This window comes from Streptomyces sp. PL-25, from assembly GCF_058344915.1.
In genome coordinates this window covers 3,743,875-3,763,195 of record NZ_CP136997.1, presented here as the reverse complement: position 1 = coordinate 3,763,195, position 19,321 = coordinate 3,743,875, and the positions used below count along the sequence as shown (strand labels likewise).

The 19,321-nt window shown below is 69.8% G+C and carries 16 protein-coding genes and 1 pseudogene; 8 read left to right on the top strand and 9 right to left on the bottom strand.

Annotated features, from left to right (window positions below; genetic code table 11):
• Window positions 1-22 precede the first annotated feature (22 nt).
• The gene (locus R4Z62_RS16865; protein WP_491520217.1) at window positions 23-475 is read left to right on the top strand and encodes a GNAT family N-acetyltransferase; all 453 of its coding nucleotides are present in this window, start codon (window positions 23-25) and stop codon (window positions 473-475) included.
• Between the two features lie 119 nt (window positions 476-594).
• Here the strand turns inward: R4Z62_RS16865 and R4Z62_RS16860 are convergent, their stop codons facing one another.
• Both R4Z62_RS16860 and R4Z62_RS16855 read right to left on the bottom strand, forming a co-directional pair.
• Window positions 595-1,980, bottom strand: coding sequence for a serine hydrolase domain-containing protein (locus R4Z62_RS16860; protein ID WP_355482686.1), 1,386 nt, complete (start codon window positions 1,978-1,980; stop codon window positions 595-597).
• Between the two features lie 80 nt (window positions 1,981-2,060).
• Window positions 2,061-2,636 carry a winged helix-turn-helix domain-containing protein gene (locus tag R4Z62_RS16855; RefSeq protein WP_491520216.1) on the bottom strand — a complete coding sequence of 192 codons (576 nt, stop codon included), beginning with the start codon at window positions 2,634-2,636 and terminating at the stop codon, window positions 2,061-2,063.
• Between the two features lie 113 nt (window positions 2,637-2,749).
• Between R4Z62_RS16855 and def the strand changes: the two genes are divergently transcribed.
• The 3 genes and pseudogenes from def (at window position 2,750) to R4Z62_RS16840 (ending at window position 6,403) form a co-directional block, all read left to right on the top strand.
• Entirely contained in the window at window positions 2,750-3,412 is a 663-nt protein-coding gene (def, locus tag R4Z62_RS16850; RefSeq protein WP_491520215.1) for a peptide deformylase, read from the top strand.
• Between the two features lie 132 nt (window positions 3,413-3,544).
• Window positions 3,545-3,979 (top strand): annotated as a pseudogene (locus R4Z62_RS16845) (dihydrofolate reductase family protein); the annotation flags it as partial.
• A gap of 1,173 nt (window positions 3,980-5,152) precedes the next feature.
• Window positions 5,153-6,403 (top strand): MFS transporter, encoded by a 1,251-nt coding sequence (locus R4Z62_RS16840; RefSeq protein ID WP_491520214.1) that lies wholly within the window; start codon window positions 5,153-5,155, stop codon window positions 6,401-6,403.
• 39 nt (window positions 6,404-6,442) lie between these two features.
• Here R4Z62_RS16840 and dnaB read toward each other — a convergent pair whose 3' ends face one another.
• The gene (dnaB, locus tag R4Z62_RS16835) at window positions 6,443-7,921 is read right to left on the bottom strand and encodes a replicative DNA helicase (RefSeq protein WP_064534043.1); all 1,479 of its coding nucleotides are present in this window, start codon (window positions 7,919-7,921) and stop codon (window positions 6,443-6,445) included.
• Between the two features lie 460 nt (window positions 7,922-8,381).
• Between dnaB and R4Z62_RS16830 the strand changes: the two genes are divergently transcribed.
• The gene (locus R4Z62_RS16830; protein ID WP_382848927.1) at window positions 8,382-9,719 is read left to right on the top strand and encodes an MATE family efflux transporter; all 1,338 of its coding nucleotides are present in this window, start codon (window positions 8,382-8,384) and stop codon (window positions 9,717-9,719) included.
• A gap of 218 nt (window positions 9,720-9,937) precedes the next feature.
• Here R4Z62_RS16830 and rplI read toward each other — a convergent pair whose 3' ends face one another.
• The 4 genes from rplI to rpsF all read right to left on the bottom strand — a co-directional run bounded on the left by rplI (window position 9,938) and on the right by rpsF (window position 11,681).
• A complete protein-coding gene (gene rplI / locus R4Z62_RS16825; protein WP_018566241.1) occupies window positions 9,938-10,384 on the bottom strand; it encodes a 50S ribosomal protein L9 in 447 nt (148 codons plus the stop codon).
• A gap of 18 nt (window positions 10,385-10,402) precedes the next feature.
• Complete coding sequence (rpsR, locus tag R4Z62_RS16820; protein ID WP_003949403.1) at window positions 10,403-10,639, bottom strand: 30S ribosomal protein S18; 237 nt, start codon at window positions 10,637-10,639, stop codon at window positions 10,403-10,405.
• Window positions 10,640-10,719: 80 nt separating this feature from the next.
• The gene (locus R4Z62_RS16815; RefSeq protein ID WP_018566240.1) at window positions 10,720-11,316 is read right to left on the bottom strand and encodes a single-stranded DNA-binding protein; all 597 of its coding nucleotides are present in this window, start codon (window positions 11,314-11,316) and stop codon (window positions 10,720-10,722) included.
• 74 nt (window positions 11,317-11,390) lie between these two features.
• Window positions 11,391-11,681, bottom strand: a complete 291-nt coding sequence (rpsF, locus tag R4Z62_RS16810; protein ID WP_018566239.1) for a 30S ribosomal protein S6 — start codon at window positions 11,679-11,681, stop codon at window positions 11,391-11,393.
• Between the two features lie 295 nt (window positions 11,682-11,976).
• On the opposite strand from rpsF, the gene R4Z62_RS16805 reads away from it, so the two are divergent.
• The 3 genes from R4Z62_RS16805 (at window position 11,977) to R4Z62_RS16795 (ending at window position 14,757) form a co-directional block, all read left to right on the top strand.
• Complete coding sequence (locus R4Z62_RS16805) at window positions 11,977-12,300, top strand: hypothetical protein (protein ID WP_018566238.1); 324 nt, start codon at window positions 11,977-11,979, stop codon at window positions 12,298-12,300.
• Window positions 12,301-12,509: 209 nt separating this feature from the next.
• On the top strand, window positions 12,510-13,631 hold the full coding sequence (femX, locus tag R4Z62_RS16800; protein WP_064534046.1) for a peptidoglycan bridge formation glycyltransferase FemX: 1,122 nt from the start codon (window positions 12,510-12,512) through the stop codon (window positions 13,629-13,631).
• 94 nt (window positions 13,632-13,725) lie between these two features.
• Window positions 13,726-14,757 carry an alanine racemase gene (locus tag R4Z62_RS16795; protein ID WP_018566236.1) on the top strand — a complete coding sequence of 344 codons (1,032 nt, stop codon included), beginning with the start codon at window positions 13,726-13,728 and terminating at the stop codon, window positions 14,755-14,757.
• A 94-nt stretch (window positions 14,758-14,851) separates the two neighbouring features.
• Here R4Z62_RS16795 and R4Z62_RS16790 read toward each other — a convergent pair whose 3' ends face one another.
• On the bottom strand, window positions 14,852-16,390 hold the full coding sequence (locus tag R4Z62_RS16790) for a glycosyltransferase family 87 protein (protein WP_491520213.1): 1,539 nt from the start codon (window positions 16,388-16,390) through the stop codon (window positions 14,852-14,854).
• 159 nt (window positions 16,391-16,549) lie between these two features.
• Window positions 16,550-19,273, bottom strand: a complete 2,724-nt coding sequence (locus R4Z62_RS16785; RefSeq protein WP_079158981.1) for a transglycosylase domain-containing protein — start codon at window positions 19,271-19,273, stop codon at window positions 16,550-16,552.
• Window positions 19,274-19,321 lie beyond the last annotated feature (48 nt).

The window sequence follows — 19,321 nt, the reverse complement described above, 5'->3', positions numbered from 1 at the left end:
GTCTCCGCCTAGGCTTCGGGCCATGGGAGATCTTGAGATACGCGCCGCCACCGCCGAGGACGTCCCCGCGATCGTCGCCCTGCTCGCGGACGATCCGCTGGGCGCGCTGCGCGAATCCCCCGACGACCTCGCGCCGTACCTGGCCGCCCTGGAGCGGCTCCGTGCCGATCCGAACCAGCATCTGGTGGTCGCCGTGCGTCAGGGCCGTGTCATCGGCACCCTCCAGCTCACGATCGTCCCCGGGTTGTCCCGGCGCGGAGCCACCCGGTCGATCATCGAGGGGGTCCGCGTCCACGCCGGGGAACGTGGCAGCGGCCTGGGTACCCAGCTCATCGAGTGGGCGGTCGACACATCAAGGCGCGAGGGCTGCGCCCTGGTGCAGCTGACGACCGACCGGAGCCGCACCGACGCGCATCGCTTCTACGAACGGCTGGGCTTCGAGGCCTCGCACGTGGGCTACAAGCTGCCCCTGTGACCGCTTCGCGGGCCGATGGAGGTGCGCTCCGCGCGCCCCGGGCCACACCCCCGACCGCGACCTCGGCCCGCGATGGTGGCCGTTTCACGTGAAACGGCCACCGCTCAACTCGTCGACGGCTAGCCGATGCCCCGCCACCCCTGCGGGTCCACGCCCCCGGGCACGGCAGAGCGGCTGTCGTACGGCTGACGGGTGAACACGAACGAGCCGAGATCGAGGTGGTCCACGGACCCGTCCGGCCGCCGTACGACCCGCAGCGGCTCACCGGCGTAGTACCCCTCCAGCCCCGTCCAGGTGCCGTCACCGTTCGCCCGGAACCGCGACCGGCGCCCGGGGCCGGCCAGCGGCTCCAGCGAGAGGAGCCCGTCGCCGGTCAGCCTCAGACCGAAGCCATGGGTTCCCCAGTACCACTGCCCCGCCAGCTCCAGCACCGCCGGATCGATGTCCCGCAAGGGCCGCCAGGGCTCCGGGATACGTGGTTCGGCATCGGCCACGATGCGGACCAGGTCGGCTCCCACCGTGGTCGTCGGGACACCCGAGGTGCAGTTGGCCAGCACCACGGCGGCCACATCGTCGTCCACGGCGAGGGTGAGCGAGGCGAGGAAGCCGGGCAGCGACCCCGAGTGCCCCACCAGGAGCCGTTCGCCGGAGCGCCGCAGCTCCATTCCCAGCCCGTACGCGTACCCCGTCACCACGTCCGCCGCCGCGCCCGGGGCCGCAGGAGTGCGCATCTCCTGGAGCGACCGGAGGCCGAGCACCCGGTCGTCGCCCCGGGCGAGGAAGGAGGCGAACCGGCCGAGGTCCCCTGTCGTGGACCAGAGTTGCCCGGCCGGAGCCATCCGCCCGAGGTCCTCCACGGGCTCGGGGAGCATCACATCGGCCCACGGGTGCACGGCCCAGCCGCCCGCGTGCGGCGCCCTGGGCCGTACTCCCGTCGCGCTCAGCCCCAGCGGATCGAGCACCTCGCGCCGGAGGACGTCCTCCCACGCGGCCCCGCGCACCTTCTCGACCAGCGCGCCCAGCAGGGTGTAGCCCGGGTTCGAGTAGTGGAACCGCCTGCCGACCGGGTGCCGCAGCGGCTCCTCCCCCAGGACGTCGGACAGTTCGGGGCGCAGCGTCCCCGGTGTCCGCTCCCACCAGGGGCCGGGCGCCTCGGCGGCCAGCCCGCCGGTGTGGGCCAGCAGGTCGACGAGGGTCGCGTCGCCCGCGCCGGTGCCCGGCAGATGCTTCTCCAGCGGGTCGCCGAGGTCGAGCAGGCCCTCGTCGCGCAGCCGCAGGACGAGCACGGCGGTGAAGGTCTTGGTGAGGGAGCCGATGCGGTACTGGGTGTGCTCGTCCGGTGCATGTCCGTCCACCGACGTCCGCGCGCCGTGCCAGACCGTCCGGCCGTCCCGCACGACGGACGCGACGAGCGAGGGCGCCCGCCCTTCGGCCTGGGCGACGGCGATCCGGTGCGTCAGGGCGCGACGGGTGCCGGGCAGCAGTTCATCCTGAGGTGTCGTCATGCCCCCAGTCCATCCGGGACGGCTGTGCGCGTCGAGCCCATTTCACCGGGCCGCGCCTCGCCGTGCGGCCGGACGCCCGCTCAGTCTCGGTCCGTGGCCTCCGGTACGTGGGGCAGCAGGGGGAACAGCCGCGTGATGAGTGCCACCGGCCGGGCATCCTCCGGGCGGGCCAGCGGCCGCTGTTCACGGTCCTGGTAGGGCGCGAGGGCCTGCCGGACCGCTTCCGCGACGCGGTTCATCTCCCCGGGCGTCAGATAGGCGACGGCGCTGAAGGCCGCGTCGTGGCGCCACTCGGGAGGGGCGCCGTCCCGCTGGGTCAGCCAGCGCTGCCAGCTCTCGTCCTCCAGCCCTCTGGCCAGATCGCCGAACGCGTCCTGGGCCGGCCCGTCGGCGGCGCGATCGTGCCGCACCAGGCGCCAGGGCCGGGCGCGTCCTCCGCGGTGCGGCGCCTCCTCGATGCGGCCGTGCCGGGCGAGCTGCCGCAGATGGAACGAGCACAGGCCGGAGCTGTAGCCCAGCCGGGACGCGGCCTCGGTGGCGGTGACGGTGCCGACCTCGGCGAGCAGCTCCAGCAGCGCGGTGCGGACCTCGTGCTCACGCAGTCCGCCGTCGGCGTCACCCGTGCGGCCGCGCGGGATGTCGCGGTCTTCAGTCACTTTGCAAATTCTGCTACTTTGCAAAGTCCGGCGCAAGCCGAAGAGCCGCAAACCGAAGAGCCGCAAGTCGAAGAGCCGCAAGTCGAAGAGCCGAAGAGCCGAGGAGAGACGCCGTGACCGAGCGAACCGGGCGTTCCCGCCCCGCCGACCGGCGGGTCCGCGTGCAGGGCCGTCCCGTCGACACCTTCCCGGACCGGACCGCGCGGGCGGAGCACGGCTCGTTCCGCCGGATCACGGTGGTGGGCGAGGAGGTGCTGAGCCGTCCGTGCCAGGAGGTGACCGCGTTCGGGACCGGGGAGCTGTCGGCGCTGATCGACGACATGTTCCTGACCATGTACCTGGCCGACGGGGCCGGTCTCGCCGCCAACCAGGTCGGCGTCGGCCTGCGGCTCTTCGTGTACGACTGCCCGGACGACGACGGGATCCGGCATGTCGGCCACCTGGTCAATCCGGTCCTGGAACTGCCCGAGCCGGGCGGCCGGCGGCTCATCGACGACGTCGAGGGCTGCCTGTCCGTACCCGGCGCGAACATGACCGTGCCCCGCACCGACCGCGCCGTGGTGCGCGGATTCGACCAGCAGGGCGCCCCGCTCGTCATCGAGGGCACGGGCTACTTCGCCCGCTGCCTCCAGCACGAGACCGACCACCTGGCCGGTCACACCTACCTGGACCGGCTCTCCGCACGCGACCGCAAGGACGCGCTGCGCCAGATGGCGGACCGCCGCGAGGCCGTCTTCGCCCAGCGGGCGTCCCGGGCCGCGGCGCTGAACAGCTGAGGCCCGGACGGCCGGGTGCACCGCACCGAGCCCCGAGCACAAGGGCTGCCGGCGAGCCCGGATCGCGCGCCGATGAGTTTCCCGCGCCGCTCCGGTCCGTACGCCGGACACCCACGGACGGAAGGCTGGGCCATGCGGAAACTGATCTACGGCATGAACCTGACCCTGGACGGCTTCGTCACCGCGGCCGGCGACGACATCGGCTGGAGCGGACCGCCGAGCGACGAGTTGTTCCAGTGGTGGCTCGACCATGAGCAGGCGAGCGGCCTGGCGCTGTACGGGCGCAAGCTGTGGGAGACGATGAGCTCCTCCTGGCCGACCGGCGACCGACAGCCGGGCGCCACCCCGGCGGAGATCGGGTTCGCGCGGAACTGGCGGGACACACCGAAGGTGGTGTTCTCCTCGACGCTCGACACGGTCGACCGGAACACCCGCCTGGTCACCGGCGACGCGCTCGCGGAGATCACCCGGCTCAAGGCCGAGGACGGCGGCCCGATGACCATCGGCGGCGCCACGCTCGCCGGAGCGGCCCTGCGCGCCGGGCTGATCGACGAGTACGTGATCGCCGGTTGAGGTCAGCTCGTCGCTGCACGTCCGAGGAGCCAGGCTCTTCGAGAGTCCGCGGATAGCGGCACCTCGCCGATGCGTCATCTGGGGACCGACCTGTTCCGGGGTGCCCGGTCGCGGAGGACAAGCAGGGTCCAGCCACGGCCGGCTGGATCGAGTGGTCTGGTCGCGGCTGTGAAGAGCTCGGCGGCCCGGCGGTAGGAAAGCCGTCCCCGGCCGGTCACCGGGCAGCGGTCAGCTGCCGGTGTGGGGGCCGGGGCCCGTCGGTCGGTGACGAACACCGGCCCCGCAGTGCGCCCGGCCAGCAGCATGGGCAGCAAGCGCGCCGTGCCCCGTTCCCAGCTCAGGGATGCTGCCGCGCGCGCCCGGGTGCGGCGACCAGGTAGGTCGAGGTCGTCGATATTGAGGGCAAGCACCTGTTCTACGGGGGCTCTCGACTCATGGAGGAGGTGCCACAGAGTCAACTCCCGGAGCGGAGCCCGCAAAGCGAGGGCAGCGTGGGCCCGATCCGGGTCGGCGGCGGTCACCCTCGTAGCCGTGGAAGCACCAGAGGCGTTCGGTATCGGTCCAGGACACGGAGGCGGCGGTGCCAGCCCGGCGGCCGGGTCTGCGGTGATCCAGCCTTCTGCCAGCCACCACGCCGTAGCGGCTCGAAGGCAGGCCAGTTCGCGGGCCAGTGTGCGTGGCTCGGCAGCAGCGGCGCGGTCGGTCAGTCCCCGTTGCAGCCGCTCCGGGGCCTTCGGGTCGTCGAGCAGGGCAAACGGAACAACGGGTGGGTGAGCTCCCCGGCGCTCGCGACCGGCCGGAGCCTGGCGGTCGACCAATGGCCAGGACCACCCGACCAGCGAGATGCGGTACACGCGGCGGGAGGCGCTGCCGAGATCGGCCGCAGCGAGATAGCGGTCGACGGCGGCGCTGTACTCCACCGGCGCCGGACGAGGTGTGCCCACACTGTCGGTTTCACGCTGGATCACACTGGCCATCCGCAGTAAATAAACCCCATGGAGCCTGCCCCATTCTTCTTCCGGTGAGCCTACCACCAGGCAAGTTGCAGTAAATAGAGGCCATTTACTGCGCCAGTTAAACCGGAACAATAACTACTCGCGAAAGACTCAGATTTCTTTCCCGGAAACGCTTGCCCGAAATAGGTTGATGGAGGAACAGTGCGGAGCCATGACGCTTCGCACTCGCCCGCCCGCTGCATCCAAGCCCCGAACAGCCACTCACCGCCTGCGCACGCTGCGATACTCCCGGTTCCGCCGCTTCCTCGCCGGCCAGAGCACGTCGTTACTCGGCACCGGGATGAACACGATCGGTACGACCTTCGCCGTGCTGCAGATGCCTGGCGGCGGGGTGGACGCCGTCGGCGTGGTGATGGCGGCGCGGATCCTCGCGGTGCTGGTCGTACTGCTGCTCGGCGGCGTGTTCACCGATCGGCTCGGAGCCCGTGCAGTCATGCTGACAGCGGATCTGCTCCGGTTCACCGCCCAGGGCACGCTGGCCGTACTGCTGTTCACCCATAGCGCGAAGGTCTGGGAAGTGGTCGTGCTGGCGGTGCTCCTCGGAATCGGTGAGGGAGGGTTCAGTCCGGGCCTGACAGCTCTGGTGCCCCACCTCGTTCCTGCGGATGACCTTGCGGACGCCAACTCGCTGCTGCAGATCACCCAGGCTGTGACCTCGGTCGCAGGTCCAGGTCTAGCCGGCCTGCTCATCGCTGTTTCTGATGCGGGCACCGTGGTCGCTGTCGACGCGGCCAGCTACGGCGTGAGCGTCATAGCCTTGGCTGGGCTGCCCCTGTCGCAGTTGGCCACGCCCCGCCATGGATTGTTCACCGACCTGGGACGCGGCTGGAAGGAGTTCACCTCCCGCACGTGGCTGTGGGTCACGACCCTCCACATCAGCCTCTTCAACTTCGTCCTCTGGGCACCGTTCCTGGTACTGGGCCCGACTCTTGCCCAGCAGCGGCTCGGCGGTGCCGGTGCCTGGGGGCTGGTGCTGGCCCTCTACGGCATCGGCTCAATCGGGGGCGGCCTGGCGCTGCTCGGCAGGAACCCCAGCCGGGCACTCGTCTGGTCCGTGGCCGCATCCGCGGGCTGGGCAGTCCCGGCGGCAGCGTTGGCGGCGCGGTTGTCGTTGGGCTGGGTGGCCGCAGCCGCACTCTTCGCAGGGGTCGGAGCAGCGGTGTGCAACACCCTCGTGACGACCGTCATGCAGCGCGAGATCCCCGTCGAGGTCCGCGGACGTGTCAGTGCGTTCGACAGCCTGGGTGCCTTCGCCCTGGGGCCGCTCGGGCTGGCGCTGGCCGGGCCGGTGTCGGGTGCCGTAGGGGCAGACCGGCTCCTCGGGCTTGGTGTGTTGTGGCAGCTGACCGCAGTCGGGGTGGTACTGGCGTTCCCGTCCGTTCGAAGGCACGGCGCAAGGTGACGGGTGGGGCTGTCTTCTTCGCCCTCCAGGGAGCCGAGGTCAGGTCTGGGCCATGTCCACGAAGCGGGAGTAGTGGCCCTGGAAGGCGACCGTGATCGTCGCGGTCGGGCCGTTACGGTGCTTGGCGACGATCAGGTCCGCCTCGCCCGCGCGCGGGGACTCCTTCTCATAGGCGTCCTCGCGGTGCAGCAGGATGACCATGTCCGCGTCCTGCTCGATGGAGCCGGACTCACGCAGGTCGGAGACCATCGGCTTCTTGTCGGTGCGCTGCTCGGGACCACGGTTGAGCTGGGAGAGGGCGATGACGGGCAGCTCCAGTTCCTTGGCGAGCAGCTTGAGGTTACGGGACATGTCCGAGACCTCCTGCTGACGGCTCTCGGCGCGCTTGGAACCGCCGGACTGCATCAGCTGGAGGTAGTCGATGACGACCAGCTTGAGGTCGTTGCGCTGCTTCAGACGGCGGCACTTGGCCCGGATCTCCATCATCGACAGGTTGGGGGAGTCGTCGATGTAGAGCGGGGCGGCGGAGACGTCCGGCATCCTGCGGGCCAGCCGGGTCCAGTCCTCGTCGGTCATCGTGCCCGAGCGCATGTGGTGCAGGGCGACGCGGGCCTCCGCGGACAGCAGTCGCATCGCGATCTCGTTGCGGCCCATCTCCAGCGAGAAGATGACGCTGGGCAGGTTGTGCTTGATGGAGGCGGCGCGCGCGAAGTCCAGGGCGAGCGTCGACTTGCCCATCGCGGGACGGGCGGCGATGACGACCATCTGGCCGGGGTGCAGGCCGTTCGTCAGCGAGTCGAAGTCGGTGAACCCGGTGGGCACGCCCGTCATCTCGCCGCTGCGCGACCCGATGGCCTCGATCTCGTCGAGGGCGCCTTCCATGATGTCGCCCAGCGGCAGGTAGTCCTCGCTGGTGCGCTGCTCGGTGACCGCGTAGATCTCGGCCTGGGCGCGGTTGACGATCTCGTCGACGTCGTCGTCGCCCGCGTAACCCATCTGGGTGATCCGGGTGCCGGCCTCGACCAGGCGGCGCAGCACCGCGCGCTCGTGGACGATCTCCGCGTAGTAGGCGGCGTTCGCCGCGGTGGGCACCGTCTGCACCAGCGTGTGCAGATACGAGGCACCGCCCACCTTGTTGATCTCGCCGCGCTTGGTCAGCTCGGCCGCGATGGTGATGGGGTCGGCGGGCTCGCCCTTGGCGTAGACGTCGAGGACGGCCTGGTAGATCGTCTCGTGGGCGGGCTTGTAGAAGTCGTGGCCCTTGAGGATCTCGACGACGTCCGCGATGGCGTCCTTGGACAGGAGCATGCCGCCGAGGACGGACTGCTCCGCGTCGAGGTCCTGCGGGGGGACCCGCTCGAAGGCCGAGCCGCCGCCCTCCCAGGCGTCGCCCTCCCGGCCCCGGTCGTGCTGTTCGTCGCGGCCGCGCCCTCCTTCGGGCCGCCGACGGGAGGCAGGCAGACGATCACCTGGTCCGCTGTCGGCCCACGGGTCGTCCAAGGGCTCGGAAATGCTCACCGAGCGGCCTCCTCCCGTCCGCCGAGCGGACCTCGCCGTGCCTCTCATTTCTACGGCACGGCACTGACATATCGAGCAGCCCGCCTCCGCTTCCGGCGCGTCGTCTCACGACGTGTTCGGGAGCAGGCGAAAGGAGCAGGCGCCGGACCACGGTAGGCCCCCGGGCACCGTCAGCCAATCTGGTTATCCACAGGCCATGTGGACGACGGGCCCGATGCTGTGGAGAACTCGGCGAAACCTGTGCACGACCCGGTGGACAGTGCTGTGAACAAGCCCTCGCAGGATTCCAGGGACCACTGCTGACCTGCTGGTTTCCCGTCCACCGGCTGTGCAGAAGAAAAACTTTCCCCATCGGACCAAGATCGCTTCGAACAGTGCGCACACCTGCACAGTTCACCGGCAAAAGTAAGGGTCCAAAGCGCTTTGCATCGCTTACCTGTGGACGGTTAGATTGGTGCCCATGACACAGGCCCCCGCACGACCTGCGGCCGACCGCCGTCGGCATGACCGAGAGATCGTCGCACTGGCGGTTCCGGCCTTCGGCGCACTCGTCGCCGAGCCGCTCTTCGTGCTGGCCGACAGCGCGATCGTCGGCCACCTCGGCACGGCGCAACTGGCCGGCCTCGGGGTCGCCTCCGCCCTGTTGACCACCGCCGTCAGCGTGTTCGTCTTCCTCGCCTACGCCACCACGGCCGCGGTCGCACGCCGCGTCGGCGCGGGCGATCTCCAGGCCGCGATCCGCCAGGGGATGGACGGCGTATGGCTGGCGCTGCTGCTCGGCGCCGCCGTCATCGTGGCGGTCCTGCCCAGCGCACCGGCGCTGGTGGACCTCTTCGGCGCCTCGCACACGGCCGCCCCGTACGCGACCACGTATCTGCGGATCTCCGCACTGGGCATCCCCGCCATGCTCGTCGTGCTCGCCGCCACCGGGGTGCTCCGCGGTCTCCAGGACACCCGGACCCCCCTCTACGTCGCCGTGGGCGGCTTCGTCGCCAATGCCGTCCTCAACGTCGGACTGGTCTACGGCGCCGGCCTCGGCATCGCGGGCTCCGCCTGGGGCACCGTGATCGCCCAGTGCGCCATGGCCGCGGTCTACCTCGTCGTGGTCGTCCGCGGAGCCCGCAGGCACGGCGCGTCCCTGCGCCCCGACGCCGCGGGCATCAGGGCTTGTGCACAGGCCGGTGTTCCCCTGCTGGTGCGCACGCTCTCCCTGCGGGCGATCCTGATGATCGCCACGGCGGTCGCGGCCCGCCTCGGTGACGCGGACATCGCCGCCCATCAGATCATCCTGTCCCTGTGGAGCCTGCTCGCCTTCGCGCTCGACGCCATCGCGATCGCCGGACAGGCCATCATCGGCCGCTTCCTGGGCGCCGGTGACACTGCGGGCGCCCGGGACGTCTGCCGGCGCATGGTGCAGTGGGGCGCGGTGGTCGGTGTCGTTCTCGGACTTCTCGTGGTCGTGAGCCGCCCGGTGTTCCTGCCCCTGTTCACCGGCGATGCCACGGTGAAGCACACCGCCCTTCCCGCTCTGCTGCTGGTGGCGCTCTCCCAGCCGGTCTGCGGCATCGTCTACGTCCTCGACGGCGTACTGATGGGCGCGGGCGACGGCCCGTACCTGGCCGGGGCGATGATCCTCACCCTGGCGGTGTTCACCCCCGCCGCGCTTCTGGTGCCCGTGTTCGGCGGCGGACTCACCGCGTTGTGGGCCGCGATGGCGCTCATGATGACCGTGCGCCTGCTGACCCTGTGGATACGAACCCGGTCGGGCCGCTGGCTGGTGACGGGCGCGACGCGCTGAGGCCGGCGCCCGCCCGTCACCGCCGCGGTGATCGAGCTGTTTCACGTGAAACCGTGAAAACCGGCGAGACCGCGAAACACGGACGCCCTTCCCACCTCGTGAGCCGCGCTCGCACGCCGTAGAGCCTGCACGGCACGGGCCCACCCGCGACCACGAAGAGGGGCCGCACCCAGCCGGGTGCGGCCCCTCTCTCAGCTGCGTTCAGCCGAGCACGGCGATCAGGCCGCGACGACCTCGATGCTGACCTTGGCGGCCACCTCGGGGTGCAGACGCACGGACGTCGCGTGGGCGCCCAGGGTCTTGATCGGCGCGCCCAGCTCGATGCGGCGCTTGTCGACCTCGGGACCACCGGCGGCCTTGATCGCCGAGGCGACGTCGGCCGGGGTGACGGAACCGAAGAGACGACCGGCGTCGCCGGAGCGGACGGCCAGACGGACCTTCACACCCTCGAGCTGGGCCTTGATCTGGTTGGCCTGCTCGATGGTCTGGATCTCGTGGATCTTGCGAGCACGACGGATCTGCTCGACGTCCTTCTCGCCACCCTTGGTCCAGCGGATCGCGAACTTCCGCGGGATCAGGTAGTTGCGAGCGTAACCGTCCTTGACGTCGACGACGTCGCCCGCGGCACCGAGGCCGGTGACCTCGTGGGTCAGGATGATCTTCATGAATGGCTCACCCTTCCCTTATCGCGCGGTGGAGGTGTAGGGCAGCAGCGCCATCTCACGGCTGTTCTTGACGGCCGTGGCGACGTCACGCTGGTGCTGCGTGCAGTTGCCGGTCACGCGGCGGGCACGGATCTTGCCGCGGTCGGAAATGAACTTCCGCAGCATGTTCGTGTCCTTGTAGTCCACGTACGTGACCTTGTCCTTGCAGAAAGCGCAGACCTTCTTCTTAGGCTTGCGCACAGGCGGCTTCGCCATGGTGTTTCTCCTGTGTGATCAAGAAGTGTGGGTACGACCCACCCTCGGTCGCACCGGGTCCGGGGACCCGGTGCACAGACCTAGAAGGGGGGCTCGTCCGAGTAGCCGCCACCGCCGCCGGAGCCGGAGCCGGAACCGCCGCCCCAGCCGCCGCCACCCTGGTTGCCACCGGCAGGAGCGCCGGTCGCCCACGGGTCGTCGGCGGGAGCGCCGCCACCGCCCTGCTGGCCGCCGCCGGGGCCGCCGCCCCAGCCGCCGCCACCCTGGCCGCCACCGCCACCGCCGCCGTAACCACCCTGGCCGCCGCCGCGGCCGCTGGTCTTGGTGACCTTGGCCGTGGCGTTGCGCAGGCTGGCGCCGACTTCCTCGACGTCCAGCTCGTAGACCGTGCGCTTGACGCCCTCACGGTCCTCGTAGGACCGCTGCTTCAGCCGACCCTGCACGATGACGCGCATGCCTCGCTGGAGCGACTCCGCGACGTTCTCCGCCGCCTGACGCCAGACCGAGCAGGTCAGGAAGAGGCTCTCGCCGTCCTTCCACTCGTTCGTCTGGCGGTCGAAGGTGCGGGGCGTGGACGCGACGCGGAACTTCGCGACCGCCGCACCGGAGGGGGTGAAGCGCAGCTCGGGGTCGTCGACGAGATTGCCGACGACCGTGATGACGGTCTCGCCTGCCATGGGGGTACCTCTCGGCGGGTTTGCTGCTGGCTGCTGGTGCTGCTACTCGGATCCCGAGATCGCTGAGCCGGGGCTCAGTGGGTCTCGGGGCGGAGGACCTTGGTCCGGAGGACCGACTCGTTCAGGTTCATCTGGCGGTCGAGCTCCTTGACGACCGCAGGCTCGGCCTGCAGGTCGATGACCGAGTAGATGCCCTCGGGCTTCTTCTTGATCTCGTACGCGAGACGGCGACGGCCCCAGGTGTCGATCTTCTCGACCTTTCCGCCACCGTCACGGACGACAGAAAGGAAGTTCTCGATCAGCGGGGAGACAGCGCGCTCCTCGACATCGGGGTCGAGGATGACCATCACCTCGTAGTGACGCATGTGGAACCCACCTCCTTCGGACTCAGCGGCCACGGTCGTTCCGTGGCAGGAGGGTTGTGATGCGTACGCAATCGTGTGTGCCAGTAAAACAGCCGGCACTGACAACGGGGCCGGACCGGCGGATTCTCCGGGCCGTCCTCGGGTTGTCCCGTGCACGGGCCGGGCAGACACAAGTGCAGACGGTACAGACTACCCGCACCCGGCTTCCGGTTGAAATCCGGGCACAGAACCCGGCAATCTGGACACCTCGGGTGACTCGGCGCTACGAAGCGCTGCCTCTCGCAGGAGGTGCCCCATGGCACAGACGATGCGACCGAACACCGCCGCGAACAACGGCCTCCTCGCCACGGACGGCAAGTCCCACCCTCTCCAGGACGCGCTGCTCGCGACGACCCTGGTGCTGGGCGTCCTCGCCTTCATCACCGGCCTCCTCTTCCACAGCCTGCATCTGGTGAGCTCCTGGGCCGGGCTGGTGGGCATCCTCACCGGCGCGTACGGCCAGTGGATCTCGGTGACCACGCGCGAGCGCTTCGGCCTCATCCTCGGTCTCGGCGCCTCGGCGATCGGGTTCTTCCTCGGCATGGCCCACGGCGGCCTCTTCGGCGGCGTCATCAGCTGACGCCGCACCGGGCCGGCCGGATCGCGGACGGCGTCCGCCGCACCCCGCGGGCGCCGTCCGCGCGCCGTGCGCCGCTGCCGCCCCGGGCGACAGGCCGGGGCGAAGGTGGTGTGCGGCCAGTCTGCGCGCTCCCCTGGCGCAGTAGGCTTCGGCGCGAGAGCCGGAGCCCCTGAACCCATGGGGACACGCCAGCCCGAGGAGCGCCCCGAATGAGCCTGACCCTGAGGACCATCAGTCGAGAGCAGCATCTGGCCTACATCCAGAGCCTGCCGGCGGCGAGTCACATGCAGGTCCCGGCCTGGGCCGACGTCAAGGCGGAGTGGCGCTCCGAGAGCCTCGGCTGGTTCGACGAGCGTACGGGGTACATGGTCGGCGCCGGGCTCGTGCTGTACCGCCAGCTGCCCAAGATCAAGCGCTACCTCGCGTATCTGCCCGAGGGCCCGGTCATCAACTGGTTCGCGCCCAACCTCGACGACTGGCTCCAGCCGATGCTGGCCCATCTGAAGCGGCAGGGCGCCTTCTCGGTCAAGATGGGTCCGCCGGTGATCATCCGGCGCTGGAACTCCGAGAGCATCAAGAAGGGCATCCAGGACGCGGACGTCAAGCGGCTGCGCGACCTGGAGGCCGACTTCATCGAGCCGCGCGCCTTCGAGGTCGCCGACAAGCTGCGCCGCATGGGCTGGCAGCAGGGCGAGGACGGCGGTGCCGGCTTCGGGGACGTCCAGCCCCGCTACGTCTTCCAGGTGCCGCTGGCCAACCGCTCCCTGGAAGAGGTCCACAAGAACTTCAACCAGCTGTGGCGCCGCAACATCAAGAAGGCCGAGAAGGCCGGTGTCGAGGTCGTCCAGGGCGGCTACCACGACCTGGAGGAGTGGCAGCGGCTGTACGAGATCACGGCCGTGCGCGACCACTTCCGGCCCCGGCCGCTGTCGTACTTCCAGCGCATGTGGTCCGCCCTCAACACCGAGGACCCCAACCGCATGCGGCTGTACTTCGCCCGGCACAACGGGGTGAACCTGGCCGCGGCGACGATGCTCATCGTCGGCGGGCACGTCTGGTACTCCTACGGCGCCTCGGACAACATCGGCCGCGAGGTCCGGCCCTCGAACGCGATGCAGTGGCGGATGCTGCGCGACGCCTACGCGCTCGGCGCGACGGTCTACGACCTGCGCGGCATCTCCGACTCGCTGGACGAGACCGACCACCTCTTCGGCCTGATCCAGTTCAAGGTCGGCACCGGCGGCCAGGCGGCCGAGTACCTCGGCGAGTGGGACTTCCCGCTGAACAAGCTGCTCCACAAGGCGCTCGACATCTACATGTCGCGGCGCTGACCCCGCGCTCCGCTCCGACGGCGCCGGTGGTCCCCTCCACCTCTCTGCCACACCTCACCACACCGCAGCCACGAGAAAGGTCCCAGGTCCGGCCATGGCGCTCACGCTCTACGTCGACACCGCGCGCTGGCGGGCGCATCACAAGCACGTGCAGGAGCAGTTCCCCGGACTGGTCCCGGTCTGCAAGGGCAACGGCTACGGCTTCGGGCACGAGCGCCTGGCCGAGGAGGCCACCCGGCTCGGCTCGGACATCCTCGCCGTCGGCACGACGTACGAGGCCGCCCGGATCAAGGACTGGTTCGGAGGCGACCTGCTGGTGCTGACGCCCTACCGGCGCGGCGAGGAGCCGGTGCCCCTGCCCGACCGGGTGATCCGCTCGGTGTCCTCCATCGACGGCGTCTACGGCCTGGTCGGAGCCCGCGTCGTCATCGAGGTGATGTCCTCGATGAAGCGGCACGGTGTCAGCGAGCAGGAGCTGCCGCAGCTGCACGCCGCCATCGAGAACGTCCGCCTGGAGGGCTTCGCGATCCATCTGCCGCTGGACCGGACGGACGGCTCGGACGCCGTCGAGGAGGTCATCGGCTGGATGGACCGGCTGCGCGCGGCCCGGCTTCCGCTGCACACCATGTTCGTCAGCCATCTGAAGGCCGACGAACTCGCCCGGCTCCAGCAGCAGTTCCCGCAGACCCGCTTCCGTGCCCGGATCGGCACCCGGCTGTGGCTGGGCGACCACGAGGCCACCCAGTACCGCGGCGCGGTCCTGGACGTGACGCGGGTGGCCAAGGGCGACCGCTTCGGCTACCGGCAGCAGAAGGTGGCCTCCGACGGCTTCCTGGTGGTCGTGGCGGGCGGTACGTCGCACGGCGTGGGTCTGGAGGCGCCCAAGGCGCTGCACGGCGTCATGCCGCGCGCCAAGGGAGTCGCACGGGCCGGCCTCGCCACCGTGAACCGGAACCTCTCGCCGTTCGTCTGGGGCGGCAAGCAGCGCTGGTTCGCCGAGCCGCCGCACATGCAGGTCTCGATCCTGTTCGTGCCCTCGGACGCGCCGGAACCGACGGTCGGCGACGAACTCGTCGCCCATCTGCGGCACACCACCACGCAGTTCGACCGGATCGTGGACCGCTGAGCCCGGTCGCCGTCACGCGTGGATGAGGCCCTGCCCGGTGGTCGCCGGGCAGGGCCTCATGCAGGGCATACAGGGCGCCATCAGTGCCGTTCGCTCAGAGCGAACGCCCCTCGGGGTGCTCCGGCTCTTCGCGGTGCTCCGCGGGGACACCGGCCCATTCGGCCTCGGCGTCGACGTCGGCGTCCTCGTAGAAGGCCATGTGCCGTGCCGGGCGGGCCGCGGCTCCCAGCACGAAGACGTCCTCGGCCCCGTCGAGCACACCGCCCGAGGGATCGTCGTCCCCGGACCGGCGCACCACGTCGCGGTCCGGCACGAGGATGTCGCGCACGACGACCGCGCACAGGTACAGCGTCCCCGCCAGGTGGACGGCGATCGCCCAGTGGTAGCCGTCGGTCGGCAGTCCCTTGTGGGCGTCTTCGCTGGTCGTGTACGCGAGGTACAGCCAGATCCCGAGGAAGTACGCCACCTCGCACGCCTGCCAGATCAGGAAGTCGCGCCACTTCGGGCGGGCGAGCACGGCCAGCGGGATCAGCCACAGGACGTACTGCGGTGAGTAGACCTTGTTGGTGAGGATGAAGACCGCCACGATCAGGAAGGCGAGCTGGGCGAACCGCGGTCGGCGCGGGGCCATGAGCGTGAGCGCCGCGATACCGAGGGAGCACACCACCACCAGCAGCGTGGCCACGGTGTTCACGAAGTCGGTGCTGGGCGGGTCGGTCGAGTTCTGGGCCCAGATCAGCCAGAAGGATCCGAAGTCGACGCCCCGGTCGTGGCTGAACCGGTAGAACTGCCACCAGCCGTCACCGGCGAAGGCCATCACCGGCAGATTGACGACCAGCCAGGCGACGACCGCGCCCGCGAGCGCCTTGCCGAACTCGCGCCACCGGCCGGCCCGCCAGCACAGAACGAGCAGCGGGCCCAGCAGCAGAGCGGGATAGAGCTTGGCGGCCGTGGCGAGCCCGAGCAGGACACCGAAGGCGACGGGACGCTCGCGCGCCCACATCAGCATCGCCGCGGCCGTCAGGGCGACCGCCAGCAGGTCCCAGTTGATCGTGGCGGTCAGGGCCAGGGCCGGCGCCAGGGCGACCAGCAGGCCGTCCCACGGGCGCCGGGCGTGTGTCCGGGTCACACAGACCGCGATGACGGCCGCGCACGCCATGAGCATCCCGGCGTTGACCATCCAGTACCAGCGCTCCTGGTGCTGGATGCTGCCGCTGTGCGGGGTCAGCCAGGAGGCCACCTCCATGAACACACCGGTCAGGACCGGGTACTCGAGGTAGGGCATGTCCCCGGTGAGCTTGTCGAAGTACGGCACGAGCCCGTCGGCGAATCCACGCCCCTGGTAGAGGTGCGGGATGTCCGAGTAGCAGGCCTTCGTGTACTGCGAACTCGCGCCGAAGAACCAGGCGCTGTGGTAGCACGGCGCCTTCTGGACCAGGCCGAGGGCGAACATGCCGATCGCGAGCAGGGCGATCACCCGCACCGGGGTCCACCAGGACGTCCCGAGCAGCGCGTACCGTCCGACAGGGCCGCCGATCAGCTCACTGCCGGCCGCGGCGACCTCGTCCTCCGCGGTCGGCCGGACCGGGCCTGGCTCGTGCACGCTCGCTTGCGTCGATTCAGCACTGGGCATGCCGCACATCCTGCCGTACGCGTCAGTGAAAACGCCGTGGGCCGCCGCACCCAGTGGGTGCGGCGGCCCGTGTTTCACGTGAAACGGTCCGGCGGAGCGATGCCCCGGCTCATGGCCGACGGCGGCGAGGAGGCGGCCCCAGCCGCTGTGGCACCGTCTCTACGGCCACCATGACGACTTCGTGGGCGACGGCGAGGTGCCGGTGCCTCCGTTCGCATCGCCCCCGCCACCGGGTCCACCGCCGTCGCCGCCATCACCCCCATTGCCACCGTTGGCACCATTGCTGCCGTTGGCCCCGTTGTTTCCGTTCTGTCCACCGATGTCGTCGCAGCCCCAGAAGTTGCAGTGCGTCTGCGTGGGCGACGGCGGAGGCGGCGGCGCGACCGGGCTGTTCTCCGGCTTGCTGGGAGTGGTCGACGGGGACGGAATGTTCTCCTCGGTCCGGGTGGCCGTCGGAGTGGGCGTCGGGCTGGGCGCGGCGTTGACGATCTCACCGATGGGCTCGGGCGTCGGGAACTTCTCCGCGGGCTGGCCCTTGAGCGCTTCCATCATGTAGTCGTGCCAGATCTCGGACGGGAACGAGGAGCCGTGGATCTTGTCCTGGCCACCGGTGTGGTACATCTCCAGGAACGTGCGCGACTTGTTCTTCTCGTTGTCGTCCAGCCGGAACATGCTGATCGCGGTGGACAGCTGCGGGGTGTAGCCGACGAACCAGGCCGACTTGTTGCCGTCGGTGGTACCGGTCTTGCCCGCCACTTCCCGTCCGGGCAGCTTGGCGTTGGTACCGGTGCCCTTCTCGACCACGGTCTTCAGGACGTCGGTGACGTTGTCGGCGACGTTGGCGTCGAAGGCCTGCTTGGCCGCGCTCTTGTGCTCGTAGACCGTACCGTCCTGGTTGTCGATCTTCATGACGGAGAACGGTTCGTTCTGCTTCCCGCTGGTGGCGAACGTCGCGTAGGCGCCCGCCATGCGGATCGCGCTCGGGTCGGAGATACCGATGGAGAACGACGGGAAGGTGGTGCCGGTCAGGCTGTCCTTCTTCAGGCCCGCGTCCAGCGCGGCCTTCTCGACCTTGTCCAGGCCGACGTCCATGCCGAGCTGCACGAAGGCGGTGTTGACCGACTGCCGCATCGCCTCACGCAGGTCGATCATGTAGTTGGGCGCGGTACCGACCGACTCGTTGTCGTCGTTCGTCTGGAGCCACTCCTCGCCCTTCTCGTTCTTCCAGACGGTCCCGTCGTACCTCTTGATCTTGAGCTTGTTCTTGCCGCTGAAGCGGCTCTTGGGGGAGACGAGGGTGCGTTCGTCCGCCCCCTGGTTCTCGCCCCCGTCCGGATCACGGACACCGTCACGCATGGCCGCCGCCAGCACGAACGGCTTGAACGTCGAACCGACCTGCGCACCGGTGGCGTCCGCGTTGTCGGTGAAGTGCTTGGTCCAGTCCTCACCGCCGTAGATCGCCTTGATGGCACCCGTCTTGGAGTCCACCGAGGCGCCGCCGAACTGCACGTGCGTGTCGTACTTCGGACGCTTCTTGGGGTCGATGTTGTTCTTCTGGACCTTCTCCACCGCGGCCTTCAGCTTGTCGACCTTGTCCTTCTCGAAGGTCGTGTGGATCTGGTAGCCGCCCTGCTGGAGCTTGTCCGCGGTGATGCCGGTGTTGTTGATCACGTAGGCCTTGGCGAGGTCGACGAGATAGCCGACCTGGCCGCTCAGCCGGGTGTTCGACCGGGGGCTCTGCCACTTGGGCAGCGACCGGTACTTGTCCCGCTCCGCGGCGCTCAGATGCCCGTACTCGACCATCTTGTTGAGCGTGTCCTGCATCTGGTTCATGACGCGCTTGGTGTTGGCCTGGGGTGTCGCCGACGGGTCGATGGACGTCGATCCGGCCGGGTCGTAGTACGTGGCGCCCTTGAGCACCGCTGCCAGGAAGGCGCACTCGCCGGCGTCCAGGTTCTTGGCGTCCTTGTTGAAGTAGGCCCGGGACGCCGCCTGGAGCCCGTAGGCCCCGCGACCGTAGTAGGAGGAGTTGAGGTACCCCGCCATGATCTGGTCCTTGGGCACCTTGGTCCCGACCTTGATCGACACGAAGATCTCCTTGAACTTGCGGGAGATCGTCTGCGACTGGTCGTTCAGCATCGCGTTCTTGACGTACTGCTGGGTGATGGTGGACCCGCCCTGGGTCTGCTGACCCCGGGCCATGTTGAGCAGGGCGCGCGTGATGCCCTTGGGGTCGATGCCGCTGTCGGTCTCGAAGGTCTTGTTCTCCTGCGAGATGACCGCGTTGCGCATGTTCTTGGGGATGTCCGAGTAGCTCAGGATCTGGCGGTTGATCTCACCGCCCGTCCGGACCATCTCGCTGCCGTCGGCCCAGTAGTACACGTTGTTCTGGGCGGTCGCGGTCTCCTGGATGTTCGGGACGCTCACCATCGCGTACCCGATGCCGGCCACCGCCACCAGGCTGCCGACGAAGCCGATGAACAGCCCCGTGACCAGCTTCCAGGACGGCATCCAGCGCCGCCAGCCGTACTTGCCCGCGCGCGGATAGTCGATGAACCGCTTCTTGGCGGGTGGAGCCGTCCGGCCCTGGCCGCGTCCGGGCCCGGTGGGGCCACCGGGCCCGCCTCCGCGCCGCCGGCCGCCGCGCTGCGCCGCCCGGCGGGCCTCGGCCCGGCCGCCGTAGGGGCGCTCCTCCTGTGCCGCGCCGTACGAGCCAGACCCGTGGGACGTGGACCCGGAGGCGGACCCAGCGGAGTCGGCTGAAGATCCGTTGGCGCCTCGCGGTGCCGCGCGGCGGCCGGAGGACGAGCCGGACTGGCCGCGTCGGGCCGCGGCACGTCCGCCTCCCTGCGGCTGCGGCGGTTTGCGACGGTGCTCGCTCATCGAACGATTACTCCTCGGGCAGGCGCACCCGTGCGCGCCTGGAAACAG